General features: G+C 48.8%; 12 protein-coding genes and 1 other annotated feature. All 12 genes read right to left on the bottom strand.

What is annotated here, in order from left to right; all coding sequences use genetic code 11:
• Nucleotides 1-10: 10 nt before the first annotated feature.
• The 12 genes from KNP91_RS11835 to KNP91_RS11780 all read right to left on the bottom strand — a co-directional run bounded on the left by KNP91_RS11835 (nt 11) and on the right by KNP91_RS11780 (nt 17,237).
• On the bottom strand, nt 11-1,261 hold the full coding sequence (locus KNP91_RS11835) for a bifunctional folylpolyglutamate synthase/dihydrofolate synthase (RefSeq protein ID WP_214850193.1): 1,251 nt from the start codon (nt 1,259-1,261) through the stop codon (nt 11-13).
• A 56-nt stretch (nt 1,262-1,317) separates the two neighbouring features.
• Nucleotides 1,318-3,960: a valine--tRNA ligase gene (locus KNP91_RS11830; RefSeq protein ID WP_214764728.1), complete on the bottom strand. Its 2,643-nt coding sequence runs from the start codon at nt 3,958-3,960 to the stop codon at nt 1,318-1,320.
• A 42-nt stretch (nt 3,961-4,002) separates the two neighbouring features.
• Nucleotides 4,003-4,232: a binding site (T-box leader), on the bottom strand.
• Between the two features lie 55 nt (nt 4,233-4,287).
• Nucleotides 4,288-5,598: a glutamate-1-semialdehyde 2,1-aminomutase gene (gene hemL / locus KNP91_RS11825; RefSeq protein ID WP_214850191.1), complete on the bottom strand. Its 1,311-nt coding sequence runs from the start codon at nt 5,596-5,598 to the stop codon at nt 4,288-4,290.
• Nucleotides 5,595-6,584: a porphobilinogen synthase gene (gene hemB / locus KNP91_RS11820; RefSeq protein ID WP_012371004.1), complete on the bottom strand. Its 990-nt coding sequence runs from the start codon at nt 6,582-6,584 to the stop codon at nt 5,595-5,597. Before hemB ends, hemL begins: the two co-directional genes overlap by 4 nt.
• A complete protein-coding gene (locus KNP91_RS11815) occupies nt 6,581-7,291 on the bottom strand; it encodes a uroporphyrinogen-III synthase (RefSeq protein ID WP_353048618.1) in 711 nt (236 codons plus the stop codon). Before KNP91_RS11815 ends, hemB begins: the two co-directional genes overlap by 4 nt.
• On the bottom strand, nt 7,257-8,183 hold the full coding sequence (gene hemC / locus KNP91_RS11810) for a hydroxymethylbilane synthase (RefSeq protein WP_214763459.1): 927 nt from the start codon (nt 8,181-8,183) through the stop codon (nt 7,257-7,259). The genes KNP91_RS11815 and hemC overlap by 35 nt, the downstream gene beginning before the upstream one ends.
• Before the next feature lie 82 nt (nt 8,184-8,265).
• Nucleotides 8,266-9,606 (bottom strand): glutamyl-tRNA reductase, encoded by a 1,341-nt coding sequence (gene hemA / locus KNP91_RS11805; RefSeq protein ID WP_214850188.1) that lies wholly within the window; start codon nt 9,604-9,606, stop codon nt 8,266-8,268.
• 202 nt (nt 9,607-9,808) lie between these two features.
• Complete coding sequence (locus KNP91_RS11800) at nt 9,809-10,957, bottom strand: AI-2E family transporter (protein ID WP_214850186.1); 1,149 nt, start codon at nt 10,955-10,957, stop codon at nt 9,809-9,811.
• Between the two features lie 25 nt (nt 10,958-10,982).
• Nucleotides 10,983-12,431 carry a glycosyltransferase family 2 protein gene (locus KNP91_RS11795; RefSeq protein WP_214763446.1) on the bottom strand — a complete coding sequence of 483 codons (1,449 nt, stop codon included), beginning with the start codon at nt 12,429-12,431 and terminating at the stop codon, nt 10,983-10,985.
• Nucleotides 12,418-13,440 (bottom strand): HEAT repeat domain-containing protein, encoded by a 1,023-nt coding sequence (locus KNP91_RS11790; protein WP_214763441.1) that lies wholly within the window; start codon nt 13,438-13,440, stop codon nt 12,418-12,420. The genes KNP91_RS11795 and KNP91_RS11790 overlap by 14 nt, the downstream gene beginning before the upstream one ends.
• The gene (locus KNP91_RS11785) at nt 13,437-14,189 is read right to left on the bottom strand and encodes a response regulator (RefSeq protein ID WP_214763437.1); all 753 of its coding nucleotides are present in this window, start codon (nt 14,187-14,189) and stop codon (nt 13,437-13,439) included. The genes KNP91_RS11790 and KNP91_RS11785 overlap by 4 nt, the downstream gene beginning before the upstream one ends.
• Nucleotides 14,190-17,237 carry a hypothetical protein gene (locus tag KNP91_RS11780; RefSeq protein WP_214850184.1) on the bottom strand — a complete coding sequence of 1,016 codons (3,048 nt, stop codon included), beginning with the start codon at nt 17,235-17,237 and terminating at the stop codon, nt 14,190-14,192.
• Nucleotides 17,238-17,334: the final 97 nt, after the last annotated feature.

Here is a 17,334-nt window from a genome sequence, read left to right as displayed (position 1 = left end):
ACAAGGACTTTTACTGTTTTCCCTTTTTTGTAAAAGACTGCGCCTTTAGTAATGTGCGGACTGTGCTGATGAAGTAGAGGGATCCGGTGACAATAAGCGTCTCTCCTGCCGTATCCACTTCTTTGAAAAAACGATTGAGTTCCACCGCGTTTGCTCCGTCCGTCTTCAATTCTTCAAGCGTCCGTGCCCGCGGAAAATCAAACGTCGTCTCATAAATCTCTGACGTTACTTCCCGTAACTGCGTAAGCATCGCTTCCCGGTCCTTGTCGCGTAAGATCGAACACAGGACGACGACCGGTTTTGACTCTTCCTTCAAGCGTTCGACAAGTGCCGTCACCCCTTCCGGATTATGGGCACCGTCTAAAATGATCCGCGGTTTGCGGGAAATGATTTCAAAGCGTCCCGGATGTGTGGCGTTACGCAATCCACGCCGGATCGCGGTCTTTGACCACCCGAGCTGTTTCGCACAGACGACAGCATTGGCCGCATTATGGACTTGATGGATGCCTTCGAGTCCAAGACGTGTCTCGGGAATGCCTTCGTACGTCGCCCACGTCCCGGTCTCACTCAGCCGGTAATGGCGGATCACTTCCTGACTCCAAGACAGACTCGCCTGCCGATCGCCACAATAGGCCATCAGCGGTACCGTCAATTCTTCCTGCAGTTTCCCGGCAATGACTCGTGTACCCTGTTTGATGATCCCGAACTTCTGTAAGGCAATCTCTTGGAGCGTATCTCCGAGAATCGCTTGATGATCGTGACCAATCGATGTAATAATCGCGGCTTTCGGCTGCTTCAGGATATTTGTTGAATCATATAAACCACCGAGTCCGACTTCGTAAATGACAAAGTCAGGACGGATTTGATTGAAGTGATAAAAGGCAAGTGCCGTCAACGCTTCGAATTCCGTTACGGTACCGATTGCCGATTCTATGTTCATAATTGCTTTCTGTACATTATTTGCCGCCTCAACCAGGTCCGGTTCACTGATCGGCACACTGTTCAGCATGATACGTTCCTCAAACTGAATGATGTACGGTGAGGTGAACGTTCCGATTTGCAGCCCTTGCGCCATCCCCATCTCCCGTAAAAAAGCAACCGTCGAGCCTTTCCCATTTGTTCCCGCAACATGAATCGTCGGAATCGTATCCGGATCAATCATAAGTTCCGCCAGTAACGCTTCCATCCGGCTCAGTCCCGGTTTGATGCCAAAGGCCAGTAACGCCGATAACCATTCGAGTACATCTTCTCGTGTTCTCACGCTTGCTTCACTCCTTCAAAAAAAGTGACTCAAGAAAACTTGAGCCACTGTTAAGATTATTTTGCGAGTTCGCTGATCCGGACTTCGACTGCTGCCCGTTTCTCTTTGTAGTCTTGTGCTTTTGCTTGTTCTTCTTCAATGACATGTGCCGGTGCTTTCCCGACGAAGCCCGGGTTGTTGAGTTTTTTCTCGACCCGTTCGACTTCTTTTGTATACTTGACGAGTTCTTTGTTCAGACGGGCGATCTCTTCTTCGATGTTGATCAAGTCAGCGAGCGGAATGAACAATTCTGCTCCCGTCACGATGGCACTCATCGCCTTTTCCGGTGCTGTCATATTGCGTTCAACGAGCAATTCTGACGCATTCGTGAACTTTTTCAAGTACGACAGATTTGTTTCTAAATCATGCTGGACTTGATCGTCACTCGTTGAAATCATCAACTGAATTTGTTTCGACATCGGTGCGTTGACTTCAGCCCGGATGTTTCGAACTGAACGGATGACGTTCTGAACGGCTTCAAATGCCGGAACAGATTTTGGGAAATCCAGTGAATCGTTCCGTGTCGGCCAAGCGGCACGTGTAACTGTTTCGCCTTCGTGCGGTAAGTGCTGCCAGATTTCTTCCGTGATGAACGGCATGAACGGATGCATCAGACGCATGATTTGATCAAGCGTATAGGCAAGAATCGAACGTGTCGTCAATTTCGCTGCTTCGTCCTCACCGTTTAACGGCAACTTCGCCATCTCGATGTACCAGTTACAGAAGTCTTCCCAGATGAAGTGATACAGAACGCGACCGGCTTCACCAAACTCATATTTGTCTGACAGACGCGTCACATCATCAATCGTCGTGTTCAGACGTGTCAGAATCCATTGATCGGCAAGTGATTTCTCACCGGACAGATCAATTTGCTCATGCGTCAGTCCATCCATGTTCATCAAGGCAAAGCGGCTCGCGTTCCACAATTTGTTCGAGAAGTTCCATGTCGCTTCGATTTTCTCCCAGTAGAAACGTAAATCGTTTCCTGGTGTTGAACCGGTCGTTAAGAACCAGCGCAGCGAATCCGCACCGTATTTCTCGATGACATCCATCGGATCAATCCCGTTACCAAGTGATTTCGACATTTTCCGTCCCTCGGAGTCACGGATCAAGCCGTGAATCAAGACATCGTTGAATGGACGTTCGCCTGTGAATTCATACGATTGGAAGATCATCCGTGAGACCCAGAAAGCGATGATATCGTAACCCGTTACGAGTGTTGACGTCGGGAAGTACTTCTGATAATCAGCTGCACCTTCGTTTGGCCAGCCCATCGTCGAGAACGGCCAAAGGGCGGATGAGAACCATGTATCCAGCACATCATTGTCCTGTTCCCAGTTTTCGAGATCAGCCGGAGCTTCTTTGCCGACGTAGACTTCGCCCGTTTCTTTGTGGTACCAGGCCGGAATCCGGTGACCCCACCAAAGCTGACGGCTGACACACCAGTCACGGATGTTTTCCATCCAGCGGACATATGTGTTTTCGAAACGTTGCGGAATAAAGTTGATTTTGTCTTCCCCTTGTTGCTCTTGTAATGCTTTTTCAGCGAGCGGTTCCATTTTAACAAACCATTGGAGCGACAAGTACGGCTCGACAATCGCGTCCGACCGTTCCGAGTGACCAACGGAATGCAGATGCGGTTCGACTTTGATCAGGACACCTGATTCTTTCAGATCTTCGACAATCTGCTTACGGCATTCGAAACGATCCATACCTTCATATTTGCCGGCATTTTCGTTCATCGTGCCGTCTTCGTTCATGACGAGGACACGCGGTAAATCATGACGGTTTCCAACTTCAAAGTCGTTCGGGTCGTGGGCCGGCGTGATTTTAACGACACCTGTCCCAAACTCCATATCAACGTACTCATCGGCAACAATCGGGATTTCCCGGCCGACGATTGGTAAAGTGATTGTTTTTCCGACGAGGTGTGCATAACGCTCATCTTTCGGATTGACGGCAATCGCTGTATCGCCGAGCATCGTTTCCGGACGCGTCGTCGCCAGTTCGACGTGACCGCTTCCGTCCGTCAACGGATAACTGAAGTGATAGAAAGCACCTTCGATGTCTTTATAAATGACCTCGATATCCGAGATGGCTGTTTTCGTCGCCGGATCCCAGTTAACGATGTATTCACCACGGTAGATCAAGCCTTTTTCATACAATTTAACGAACACTTCTTGAACCGCTTCCGACAAACCTTCATCGAGTGTAAACCGTTCCCGTGAATAATCGAGTCCGAGTCCGAGTTTCGACCATTGCTCGCGGATTGTTGAAGCATATTCTTCTTTCCATGCCCATGATTGTTCAAGGAACTTCTCACGTCCCATTTCAAGACGTGACTTTCCTTCCGCCCGGAGCTTCTGTTCGACTTTGGCTTGCGTCGCGATTCCGGCGTGGTCCATTCCCGGCAGGTACAAGACGTCGAAACCTTGCATCCGTTTCATCCGTGTCAGCATATCCTGAAGTGTTGTATCCCAGGCATGACCGAGGTGTAATTTCCCGGTGACGTTCGGTGGCGGGATGACGATCGTATACGGTGCTTTTTCCGGATCCTGATCGGCTTTGAAGTATTCCCCTTTCATCCAAAAGTCGTACCATTTTTCTTCCGTTGCCTGCGGATCATATTTTGTTGGCATTGATAATTCCTGCATCTGAATCGCTCCTTTAATCCATAATAAAAACGGCTTCTCTCGTCCTCATCTAAGGACGAAAGAAGCCGTTGCTCTTCCGCGGTACCACCTTAGTTCACTCTTTGCAGAGTGCCCTCTAGCCCGCGTAACGTGCGGCAATCCGGATTCTGCTTGCTGTCGCTTACAGAACCAGCTCGTGGGGTGACCTTCGTCAGCACTTCCTGTCACATCTCTCAGCCAGTGGATGTGTTCTCTCATACAGTCCGGTTGTTGACTACTCTTCCCGTCATCGCTGTTTTCCAAATTATTCTTTCTTTATTTTATCCGAGACCTCTACGGCTCGTCAAGAACTGCTTAACGATTAAATTCGAGTTGTAATTCTTTGAATGTCAGCTCGACTGCTGCAATCGTCTGCTCGATATCGTCGTCCGTATGAACGGTCGACAGGAAGAGTCCTTCAAATTGTGACGGTGGTAAGAAGATACCACGTGCCGCCATTTTTTGATAATATGAGCGGAACATATCGAGGTTCGATGATTTTGCCTGTTCGAAGTTCGTCACCGGCTGATCCGTGAAGAAGACACCGAACATCGCACCGGCGCGGTTCGTCGTCAATGGAATATTGTATTTCGCAGCTGCTGCGAGATACCCTTCCGACAAACGGTTGGCTTTCCGGTCAAACTCTTCGTAGTGTTCCGGTTTCAGTTGCGTTAATGTCGCAAGTCCTGCCGCCATGGCAAGCGGATTACCTGATAATGTACCGGCTTGATAAATCGGACCTTGCGGCGCGATTTGTTCCATGATATCGCGACGTCCGCCGTAAGCACCGACCGGCATACCGCCACCGATGACCTTACCGAGACATGTGATATCCGGTGTGACACCGAAATGTCCTTGGGCACAATTGAAGCCGACGCGGAAACCGGTCATGACTTCATCAAAGATCAACAGTGTGCCGTGCTGTTCCGTGATTTCGCGCAGTCCTTCGAGGAAGCCCGGTTGTGGTGGCACGAAGCCCATGTTTCCGGCTGCAGGTTCGACGATGACACCGGCGATATCGTCGCCGTGTTTTTCAAATGCAATCCGAACCGCATCCATGTCATTATACGGCACTGTCAATGTCATACTGGCAATTTGTGCCGGTACACCCGGTGAATCCGGCAGTCCGAGTGTCGCAACGCCTGATCCGGCTTTAATCAACAGTGAATCGCCGTGACCGTGATAACAGCCTTCGAATTTCAGGATTTTTGTTTTTCCTGTATATCCGCGTGCGAGACGAAGCGCAGCCATCGTCGCTTCCGTTCCGGAGTTGACCATCCGGACGACTTCAACCGACGGGACACGGCTGATGACGACTTCCGCCATCGCCGACTCGATTTCGGTTGGTGTGCCGTAGCTCCATCCACGTGTCGCCTGCTCTTGAATGGCAGCCGTCACGATCGGATCAGCATGACCAAGAATCATCGGTCCCCATGATAAAACATAGTCGATGTATTCTTTTCCGTCGATATCGTACAGACGTGATCCTTGCGCACGTTCTGCAAAAATCGGTGTCATGCCGACTGATTTATACGCGCGAACCGGGCTGTTGACACCGCCCGGCATGAGCGGTAAGGCCCGCTCAAACGCGGCTTTTGATTTTGAGTTTTGATTCGTTAAGCTCATTTCGACCCCTCCAAGTAACGGCAAATGTCTTTCGCGAAATAGGTGATGATTAAATCGGCTCCGGCCCGTTTAAAGCCGAGCATCGTTTCCATGACAATACGTTCTTCGTCAATCCAGCCGTTTAACGCAGCAGCCTTGACCATCGCATATTCACCCGATACGTTATACGCGACGATTGGTAAGTCTACCCGTTCCCGGACATCCCGAATGATATCCATAAAGGCGAGAGCCGGTTTGACGATCATGAAGTCGGCACCCTGCTCGACATCTGCTGTCGCTTCACGGAATGCTTCCCGACGGTTAGCCGGATCCATTTGATACCCTTTGCGGTCCCCTTCACCAGGTGCCGAGTTTGCCGCATCACGGAACGGTCCGTAATAAGCGGAAGCATACTTGACGCCGTAACTCATGACCGGGATATGGCTGAATCCATTCTCATCGAGTCCTTGGCGGATCGCCGCGACAAATCCGTCCATCATGGAAGATGGTGCGATGATGTCGGCACCGGCACGCGCTTGAGACACTGCTGTTTGGACGTGCAACGGAAGTGACGCATCGTTATCGACCGTTCCGTCGGCGACGATGCCGCAGTGTCCGGTTGACGTATATTCGCATAGACATGTATCCGCGATGACCGTCAGTTGCGGTGCGACTTTTTTAACGAGTCGCGTCGCTTCTTGAACGATTCCGTGATCGTGAAACGCGCCGGTCCCTTGTTCATCTTTTAAGTGATCGTGCGGAACACCAAACAGGATGACCGATTCAATACCAAGTGAAACGACTTCCTTGATTTCTGCTTCAAGATGGTCGAGTGAAAGGTTGAATACGCCGGGCATCGAGCTGACTTCCCGTTTGATGTCTTCTCCTTCTGCGACAAACAACGGATAAATCAAATCCGTTTTGTGAAGATGATTTTCCCGGACGAGTGAGCGCAATGATGCTGTATTCCGCAAGCGGCGATGACGTGCGAATTCTAATGTATTCATAACAGTTCCTCCTCTAAAATACAGTCAATCAGTCCGTCGAGTGTATAAACGGCAGCGACCAAAAGTGGTGTCAAACCGAAACGTCGAGCGGCTTGCTCGGTAATCGGTCCGATGGTCACGTAAGTCGCCGTCGTCTCTTGACGCAATGGAGCAATCGCTTCGACAGCTGAAGGACTTTGTAAACCAATATACGCAGTCTGTTGCAACAGATCAGGTGGAATCACCCGCAACTTTGTTTCGTACGTGATGACTTCCAACACTTCAGCCGCAATGGCATTCTTTAATCGTTCGAGCGGTTCTTGACGTGACCGGTTCCCGCGGGCAAAACAGATGCGTTGTCCTGTCCGGAGAAGCGGCCGTAATTCTTCAACCAGTACATCCCCTGTAAAAGCGGACGGGATGAAATCAGGTGTTCGTCCCTGCTTGATTAACGCCGCCGCCGTTTTTGATCCGACGACTGCAATCTTCGTATATTGCAAGGACGGAAGCTCTGACTGGATGCGTTCGACGCCAGTCGGACTCGTCACAATCAGCCAATCGAGTTCCGTCGGCAATTGAAAATCGACCGGAATCGTTTCGATGACCGGATGATGGACGACTTCAATCCGCTGTGCTGTCAAACGCTCCACCTGCTCCGCAGTCGGTCGACGGCTTCCCGTCAAAACCAGTCGTTTACAGGTCATCCGGTAAAGATGCGAGAATTTCACGACCCCCTGCATCAAGAAGACGCGTCGCAACCGTTTGACCGAGTTGCATCGGATCAAGTGACGTTTCCCGTTCAAGCAGGATTTGCTGTCCGTCTACTGAACCGAGGAATCCGACGAGTGTCGTCGACAAATCTTCGTTGATGGTCGCAAATCCACCGACAGGTACATGACAGCTTCCTTCGATGGCTGCCAAAAACGCGCGCTCAGCGAAAGCGACTTTCTCTGTCATCTGGTCATGAATCAAATTCAACAAGTCGCGGACTTCCTGATCGTCTGCCCGGCATTCAATCGCTAAGATTCCTTGACCGACTGCAGGAATCATGTCATCCGTTGAAATGTATTCCGACACGATTTCATCCGACCAACCCATCCGTTGCAGACCGGCAGCCGCAAGCAGAATGCCGTCAAACGGACCAGTCTTCAGCTTTTCAAGGCGTGTATCGATGTTTCCGCGGATTGATTCGATTTTTAGATCCGGGCGTAATTTGAGTAATTGTGAGCCACGGCGTAAGCTGCTTGTCCCAACGACTGCGCCTTCCGGAAGCGAGTCCAGTCCACCGCCTGTTTTCGTAATCAAAGCATCACGCGCATCGACCCGTGCAGGTGTCGCCCCAATGATGAGTCCTGTCGGCAACTCAGACGGAAGATCTTTCATGCTATGCACTGCAAAATCAATATCTTCGTCAATCATCTGTTGTTCGATTTCTTTAACGAACAATCCTTTACCACCGACTTTAGATAGTGTCACGTCAAGGATGCGGTCACCCTTCGTGATGATATTCTTGATTTCGAATTCGTATGGTGCACCTGCCTGTTTCAATTGTTCGATGACCCACTTCGTTTGTGTCATCGCAAGTTTTGAACTTCGTGAACCTACTATGATTTTTCGCATGCTGAAATCCCCCTGTACAATAATAAAGGGGCGGCACAAGTCCGCCCCATGCTTTTCTATTGTAACACAATTCGGTCTATGTTCACCGATTCACAGCTTTACGTTCTGCTGCTGTTTCTTCTTGTAATACGATTTCTTCAGTCACACCATCAAACAGTTCTTCGTCTAATGCAAACGTATCCATGAACTGAGCAATTCGTTGCTCGGCATCCGGTTTTGCTGCCGCATCTTTGATGTACGACAACGGTTCGCGCAACAGCTGGTTGATGATCGATTTCATGTGTTTCCCGATCACGGTTTTTTCCCGATTTGTCATGTTCGGCAGTTTCCGTTCTAAGCTCTGCATCGTCTCTTGCTGGATTTTAAGCGACTGATCTCGGAGTTCCGTAATGATCGGAACGACACCAAGTGTCGTCATCCATCCTTCGAACTCGGCAATTGCAGCTTCAATCCGCTGTTCGATTTTTGCTGCTTCCTTCAATCGTTCTGCCATGTTTTGCTGAACGATTGACGTTAAATCATCAACATCATACAGATGGACACCCGGCAAGTCACCCGCTGTCGGCTCGATATCACGGGGAACCGCGATGTCGATCAACAGGAACGGACGGTCACTCCGGAACAGTTGGGCTGCAGCAATGTCTTCACGTTTGATGATTGCTCGTTTTGCTCCGGTCGAAGAAATAACGATGTCAGCCCGAAGCAGACCGCATTGCATTTCATTAATCGAATGTGCAGATCCTTCGAAACGATTCGCCACTTCTTCCGCTTTTGCCAGCGTCCGGTTGAAAACAGTGATATCACGGGCACCTGCTTCGTATAAGTTCAGGGTCGTCAATTCTCCTGTTTCGCCGGCACCGATGACAACAATCGATTTGTCTTCGAGTGATCCAAGTAATTGTTCCGCTAACGTGACGGCAGCTGCGCTGACTGAAACCGCATTTTCACCGATTCCTGTTTCCGCATGTGCCCGTTTTGCAAGCGTCACGGCTTCTTTAAATAATTTATTGAAAACTGTTCCTGTCGTCTCGAGTTTTTGTGCCGTAAAGAAACTCGTTTTCACTTGCCCGAGAATCTGTGTTTCACCGACAATCATCGAGTCGAGTCCGCTTGTCACCCGGAAAAGATGCTTCATTGCGTCAAATCCCTCGTGGATGAACAAATACGGCTCCAGTTCTTCCATCGTCAAACCAAACCAGTTCGCCAAAAAACGTTTTGTATAATAACGCCCTGTATGCGGCTGATCCGTAACGACATATAATTCCGTCCGGTTGCATGTCGAAACGATGACGCTCTCGAAAATACTTTTTTCGTCACGTAGCGCAACGACCGCTCCCTTCATCTCATGTTCCCCAAATGAGACTTGTTCGCGGATTGATACAGGCGCCGTCTTATTATTTAAACCGACAACTACGATATGCATGCGCTCTACCCCTTACGTCCAAAGATTTCATTCTCATCTATCTTTCGTTCTCTACTCTACATTATAACCATTATAAAAAAGATTCCAATCAATTTATAAACTAAAATGAGTCGAAGTTGTGAAACTTATCTTCTTACCATATCCCTCTCAGCGACAAAGTACAAACCCTCTGCTTTCATCGTCAGCAGAGGGTTTGTCTTTCTTATTTCGTCGAATCGGTAATGATCCGTGACTCATCGATCTGGACATCCAACTTTTGTTGGCGCAAACGATAAATCCGGGCAATGTTTTGAACAACAACTTTCGTTACGGCATAGGTCGGGACCGCTAGGATGACACCGATGATCCCGGCAATTTTTCCGGCAACGAGCAAGACGATGATGATCGTTAACGGATGGACTTTCAACGTCTTCCCTTGAACATACGGTGAAATCAGATTCGATTCAATCTGTTGGGCGACGACAATCGTAATGATGGCGTAGAGTGCTTTGATCGGATCGTCGATGAATCCGACGATGACGGCCGGAACAGCCCCGATGTATGGTCCAAGATACGGGATGATATTCGTGACCGTACAGAACAGTGCCAGCAGCAATGCATATTGAATATCCGAGATGAAGAATCCAATCAACGACATCAGACCGACACACAACGAGACGATGACTTGACCATTCACGTAATGTTTAACCGTCACATGCATATCGTGAAGAATTTTCCGGGTTTCCGTTTCATAGCTTTTCGGTAACAGTTTGACGACGGAGGTCGGAAACTTATAGCCGTCGAGTAACATGTAGACCAAAATGAACGGCACAAGCACGATGATCAAGACGGTCGAAGAGATGACCCCGAAGATCGTCCCGACAGAGGTCGACACCGACTTGAATAACGTGCCGATATAAGATGTCGCTTCATTTGTCCATGAATCAAACATGGCGGTATTTTCATGCACCCAGTTGGAGATGAACCGGTTGTTCATCAACTGGTCCCGGAGATTCAGCGTCTGGTCCCGCAGTTCGACGACCAGGTTCGGAATGCTTGTCACGAAATCCGACACTTGCTCGACCAAAATCGGACCGATCGAAGCGACGGCAATCGTGATGACACCGAGAAATCCGAGCAGGACGATCAGAACCGCGAGTCCCCGTTTCTTGACGCGCTTTTGCAGCGTGTCGACAATCCCGAGAGTGAAGTAATAAAAGATACCGGCGATAATCAACGGTGGGAAAATCAATGCTAACATCACTTTGATCGGTTGGAATAAAAATGAGATTTTTGTTCCGACCCAGATGACCAAGAAAATCGTCAAAATCCAAAGTAAGGCTTTAAACCATTTGTTTCGAAGTAAATCCACGAACAGTCCTCCTACGCGTTTACAATCAACTTGTTTTTTCTTTTGCGTCTTCCGTCACGACTTCATCCAGTCGTTGTCGTTCCATTTTACCCCATTGACCGCGGCCCGTCATGAACTGAATTAATCCACCCAGCTTAAAGAAGACCAGGATCGGGCGGTACCAAAACGATTCTGTCAGTGACCACAGGTACAATCGGATTAATTCCATGACGTTTTTAAATCGGTGCATCGTCCATTCCTCAAGCAGAACGGCTCCAGCGGATAACAAGGAACCGTAAAGCAAAGCCACCGTCAACAGGACAACACCGAACTCAAAATTAAGTGTTCCGACCAGCAGGTTAAGCGGAATGATGAAGTACCCGATCAATTCGACAATCGGTCCCAGCAATTCGATTAAAAAGAAGTATAGCATCGAGACGCTTCCGACGAAACCGTAGCGTGGATTCCCAATCATCCGTTTATGCGTCCATAACGTTTCTGCCAGTCCACGGTGCCAACGGCTCCGTTGCGAGCGTAAGACTTCCATCGTCTCCGGCGCCTGCGTCCAACAGACCGGTGACGGAACATATTCAATTCGTTTGTCGATGTCATTTTCTTTCATGTAACGATGCAGCCGGACGACTAGCTCCATGTCCTCACCGACAAGCCCCTCTTTGTATCCACCCGCCTGAACGACGATTGCTTTTTGGAATAATCCGAAGGCACCGGACACAATCAATAACATATTAAAACGGCTGAGTCCAAGACGTCCGAACAAGAAGGCACGGAAGTACTCAATCATCTGCATCAATACGATCCGTTGTTTCGGCGTTCGAATCTCAACGATTTCGCCACCTTCGATCGTACAACCGTTGACGAGGAAAATCGACCCGCATGTCGCAATGACGTCTTCATCGGACTCTACAATCGGTTTCATGACTTTCAGGAGAGCATCCCGTTCAAGAATCGAGTCGGCATCAAGCGAACAGAAATACGGATAACTGGAGTAGTCGATTCCGGCATTCAAGGCATCCGCCTTCCCGCCGTTCTCTTTATCAATGACAATCAAACGGGCATCGATTCGGGAACGGTAAACGTGTTTGACGGGTTGCGACCCAATCAGAATCCTGGGAAAACGTAACTCCTTTTCCAATTCGTACGTCTTAAACAGCTCATCCATCGTCCCGTCACTCGATCCATCATTGATGACAATGACTTCATGTTCCGGGTAGTCGAGTGCAAGCAGCGCCTGAACACTGGTGACGATTGTATACTCTTCATTGTAAGCCGGAACAAGAACACTGACCGGCCGCGTATAAAGAGAACGCATTAATGGCAAATAAGAACTTTCCTTTCGTCGGAACCGTTGTTTTCGGACCATTTGTGCCGAAATCAGATACAACGTTGAATAAAAAATGATGACGAGAATCATATAAATCAGAACAGTCCAGGATAAAACGTTAATGATATTTTGAATCGTTTCAGATGACAACATGTTGTTTCATCTCCTTTGCTAACCGTTCCGTCGCTTTTTGTTTGGCATAACGGTCAGGATGATCTTTTGCGACGAGCGCCAGCTGTTCGAGACCACCACAGGCAAGCAGGGCATCAAAGGCTGCGGTCCGTACCCACCAGGAACGGCTGCCGACGAACGGCAGGATGTAGTCGACGGAATCCTTTGGTGTCACATTTTCTAAAAAGCGCAACGCTAACATCTGCTCGACCCAACTCGTCTCATCCTCGAGATAAGGCGTATAGAGTTGCCAGTCTTCTTCGAGCCCGACACGCGTCAACGCGCGGAGTGCCCGTTTTCGGATTTCCGGGTTGGCATCTGCCGTCTTTGTTCGTGCCAAATCTGCATACCGCGTTTCGTCACGATCATAAATCAACTGGAGAATCGCCATCTGAAAGGGTTCTGTCAAATCCTCAAACGCCTGAATCCACAACGTTAAGTCTTTGCTGCGTCCGACTGCGAGAACAGCTCCAAAGAAACTGATGTCGCTTTTTAATTTCGCTTCTTCAATCGCCAGTTCCGGAGCAATCGAGACCAGCGTCCGGATGATGACATCTTCTTCTTCCGGCGATAAAGATTTATGCAGTTTTTGATGCAGTTCAGTCGCAACCGGCTTTAAGTGGAATTGCGCAATCGCTTCGTACGCATTCAAACGACGGTCAATCCGCCGGTGCCGGATCTGTTTATGATAGTATGGCAACAGCTTCGCCTCGACGTATTGGTAGATACGCTCTTGATGGGCAACCGTCGCTGTCAGATTCGTAAAGGCAAACAGCTCAAGCTCAACCAGATCTTCGTTTCCGGATACGATTTTTGGCATATCCTGTTGTTCTCCCGTCGCAAAATCATACAATTCGTCCCGGAAGTTCAATTGCCATGTCAAACGATTTTCTTCCTGTTTCGCGCGTTTGTTTTTTTGAAGGACCAGGTAAACGAGTGCTCCGATTTGCAGGACGACCAGAAGGAAGATGAAACCCAAAATCCACTTCATCCGCGGACCCCCTCTAGTCTGCTGACCCAGGCCCGAAACTCTTCGACTTTAAGCGGTAAAGTCATGATACCGTCGACTCCGCGCTCAATCGCGAGTACATGATCTCTTTCCCGGTTGTACATCGAAATCATGATGGCATGAAACGGAACGATGGTTTCCTGCTTCGCACGTAATAATAACTCCAGTCCGTCAGCTCGCGGGAGTGCGGATGAAAAGACCAACAGATACGGGCGTGTCGCCACATGCTGCTCTAAAAATACTTCTGCCCGTTCATACAGGGAGAGGGTTTCAAAGCTTTTCGTCAATTCGCGTTCCAGCAATCGTCTGAGATGCGGATCGTCTGTGACGATTACCGCATCGACGACACGCTGAACACGTTTATACCGGACAATTCGATCCAACAAGACATCCTTAGCCAGATCAGCTGGTACGATTTCCCGGGCATTCTCCAGTAAATAGAACGAGGCATCGTTCATATCCGGATTCAGGTAAACGACAGGAATCCGTTCCTCCTCTACCGGTCGACTGGCGAGAATGACATCCGCATAAGACAAATCCGTTCTTGCACAACGCCCTTCTTCAATCAAGTCATTGACCGTTTCCGGCATGACACCAATTGTATGAACAAAAATGACTCCCGATGTTGATTCGTTCACATCCTGTTCGGACAAGATATGTGATGAGCTTGTTTCTGTATCAATCGGTTCGATTGTTGCATTGATTAATTTCCACATCTCTTCCCGACGCATTTATCTCACTCCTTCTTTAAACGCCTGTTGCATCGTTTGATACACCGGCTTTAGCGCCTCGCGCTGTTGCGGATTCGTCCATTCCGACCAATTATAAAAACCGCGGTCTTTTTCCGGAATCCGCGTTGTTCCAATCTGGCCGGTCACTTCAATCCCTTCCGTGATCATCTTCGCCTCAAGCCCATCTTTCCAAAAATCTCCGATGATTTCATGTTTGCTCGGGTCCCGCATATTTAATAACATCCATGGAATCCGAAGTTCGATCTGCTTTTGCTTGATGTCAGAGATATCGGTCAAAATACTTTCCGGCGGTCCTTCATGCAGAATACCTGTGTCCCACTTCACGGCCGGCTTGATGATTTTTTTAGTGACCGGATCTCTTCTTGCATAATCGAGCATTTGGTAGATCGGGTTAAAGTTTCCACTGTTTTGTTTATCTGACGGCGGCTTGACCATCTCAAACGGTTTTTTCAACCCGTAATGGTAGCGGAAGATGTCATACCGTTCATCGACATCCAGGCGCGCTTGATCGCCGATTGTCAAACGATACTCGGCACCTTCGTCCAATTTTAACGGTCCGACTTGCAGATTACCGTCATTCGGCTTCGTCGACAAGGCGAGTGTCGTCGGTTCGGCTTTTTTCCGGTCGATCCGGACATACAGATAAGCTTCATCCGATGTCATGTAAATCGCTTGACCGTCCGTTTCCGCTACCGGTGCATAGCCTTTCCAGTCATCCATCTTACCGTCAATCGTAATATCGGCTCTTAAGAAACCAAGCATCCCGAAATGCTGCTCGCTCGTTTGGACATTTGACCAGCGCGGACGTGTGTTAGCGTCATCATAGTCCATCGTATTCCACGTCCGTTTGAACCATTCGTCCTGCCAGATAAAGACCAGTCCGCCGGCCATCTTCGTTTCGACGATGTCTTGATATAACTTGGCTACGAGTTTTCCTTGATTTTCTTCACTGACATGCCCTTGATCAAATCCATTCGGACCCAGATGGGTTTTCCCACGCGAACTCGGAATGCCGAATTCGGAAACGAGTAACGGCATATCATGATAGTCTTTCATCCGCTTCAGATAACGGCTGTACGACTCTGATCCGGTATCCGCTTTGCGTCCAAACTCTTCCTTGATGAACGATGGATAGTACGGGTAAATATGATACGAGGCAAAGACGCCGCCGGCAAAGTCTTTTGTGGCCTGGATATGGTTGAAATCAATCGATACCAGGTCCTGTTCTTCTTCCACTTCCTTCGGATGCGCAAGCGGATCCGTCGTCGGCCAGTTCGTCGCTGCGATGGGCCGGGTCGTTTTGTAGGTATCGAGCTCATGCTGTGTCGCACTGTCCATCCGGCCGGCTAACCATGATTCAAATGGCGAGGCGTCTTTTGTCGTCGTCACGTATTTGCCGTCGTACCGAAGCCCCTTGTTCTTCTTATTCGTTCCGATGACGGCGTCCGGTAACCATTCGATCCCGAACACAAATGCAGAGACGTACTGTGAAACGTCAGACGTATACGTACCGGAAGCATGACCGACAACTTCCTTGACGACAGCATTCCCGTGTATGACATCGACCATCCGTTTGGCTTCCGTATCCGTCATCTTTAAAAATTCCGGTTCGAAGGCATTTTTTAATTCTTCAAACGGTTTTTCTTCAACCCACATGCCTTGCATTAAGTAAATCGGTGTTTTTGCCGTTTCATTGTACGCTTTTAACGCATCATAAAAAGCGGGAGGATGAAGTGTATAAATCCGGATCGTATTGACGCCCATCTCACCCATCTGCTTCAGCCAGCGGTCGTATTCATTACGGCTGATGGCGTGTTCTCCCGGAAAAGCACCCGGGCGGCCCAGTCCGACGTTCACTCCTTTGACGAAATATGGTTTCCATTTCCCGTCTTGATACATCTCAAGCGTATCTTGACCCGAGCGCGCCCGCGTCCGGACCGTTTGGTTGTTGATTTTTGTTTGTGCCAGCGGTTTAACCTGCGCCGCCTGCTGTTTCACGACTTTCGTTTCCTTTAAGATACGGCTGATGGTCGGTGCATAAACCTTCCAAAAGAATGCCGTTTCGCTGTCTGCACTGTCGAGAATGAATTGTTTACGGAACCAATCGAGTCCGGCATAACGATAGTAGCGCGGAATATCAGCGACATCTGTGAAATCACCTGCAAAATAATGGCCGCTTCCTTGTGTAACATAGGCGGGGAATTCAAGAGGCAATTGCCGCTCGCGTAACATGGCTTGTGTTTTTTTGGAGGGTTTCCAGGAAAAATGGGCCTGTTGTTCGCCCCCGTCGAGTTCCAATACTTCAAACCAATAGTTGTACCGGACTTCGTCCTTTGCCGATCCCTGATTTTTATCCCATTTGTACAAAAGAGGTGTCTCATCATTGACGAAAAAGACTTCTTCCGTTGAGTCATTGATGAAAACATATCCGGGTCCGGATAATTTAAACGTTTTATCTTTTGCCTGAATCTTTAATTTATCAATGACGGTTTGATCGAGACCTTGTAATTTCGTCAAGTCCGGGAAAAAGCGTCCGATCCAACCCGTCCATGCCGTTCCGAATAATTGCCGAAACGCATTCGAACGGTCGGATGGCGTTGGACTGGCTGCTGTATTGAACTCTGCGACTACTGTCTTCCCTTTTGAAATCGCGTCTGTCGCAAGTGCCACATCCTCAGCTGTCAGTCCGCCACGGTGTTGCTGTTTCCCGTCGACCGTGTAGGATTTTCCATATGTATCCGTAAACAGCAATACATCGGCCTTGGAAGCTTGTTTCAACATCGCTTCACCTTGTGTCCCGTCATACCGGTTGATGTAATCCGTGTATGTATAATTCTTTCCTTCATCCTTCGTGATTTTCAAATGATTCAACAACCAGGTCGTTCCTGCATGTTCCCGTTGTTGTTTTCCCACCGTGTAATCAAACAGGATTACGTTTAATGTCCGTTCCTTTTGTATGAACCAAATCAATAGCGGTGTCAGCATCAGAAGGACTACGATCGCGGCAATCCATTTATATCGCTTCATCTTTACACGTCCCTTTCCGTCACTTTTGTTTTTACCATTGTAACGTGAAAACAATCTACCGCATATATGGGAAGCGTTTATTTCTGAAAGGGATATT

The organism is Exiguobacterium sp. s138, from assembly GCF_018618775.1.
GTDB classification, from domain to species: Bacteria; Bacillota; Bacilli; order Exiguobacteriales; family Exiguobacteriaceae; genus Exiguobacterium_A; species Exiguobacterium_A artemiae.
This window is presented reverse-complemented; position numbering and strand designations above follow the sequence as displayed.

Excerpts from the sequence above, each read along its gene's own strand:
- hemL (WP_214850191.1), bottom strand. The coding sequence starts at position 5,598 with ATGAGCTTAACGAATCAAAACTCAAAATCAAAAGCCGCGTTTGAGCGG.
- hemB (WP_012371004.1), bottom strand. The coding sequence starts at position 6,584 with ATGAATACATTAGAATTCGCACGTCATCGCCGCTTGCGGAATACAGCA.
- hemC (WP_214763459.1), bottom strand. The coding sequence starts at position 8,183 with ATGCGAAAAATCATAGTAGGTTCACGAAGTTCAAAACTTGCGATGACA.
- hemA (WP_214850188.1), bottom strand. The coding sequence starts at position 9,606 with ATGCATATCGTAGTTGTCGGTTTAAATAATAAGACGGCGCCTGTATCA.
- KNP91_RS11795 (WP_214763446.1), bottom strand. The coding sequence starts at position 12,431 with ATGTTGTCATCTGAAACGATTCAAAATATCATTAACGTTTTATCCTGG.
- KNP91_RS11790 (WP_214763441.1), bottom strand. The coding sequence starts at position 13,440 with ATGAAGTGGATTTTGGGTTTCATCTTCCTTCTGGTCGTCCTGCAAATC.
- KNP91_RS11785 (WP_214763437.1), bottom strand. The coding sequence starts at position 14,189 with ATGCGTCGGGAAGAGATGTGGAAATTAATCAATGCAACAATCGAACCG.
- KNP91_RS11780 (WP_214850184.1), bottom strand. The coding sequence starts at position 17,237 with ATGAAGCGATATAAATGGATTGCCGCGATCGTAGTCCTTCTGATGCTG.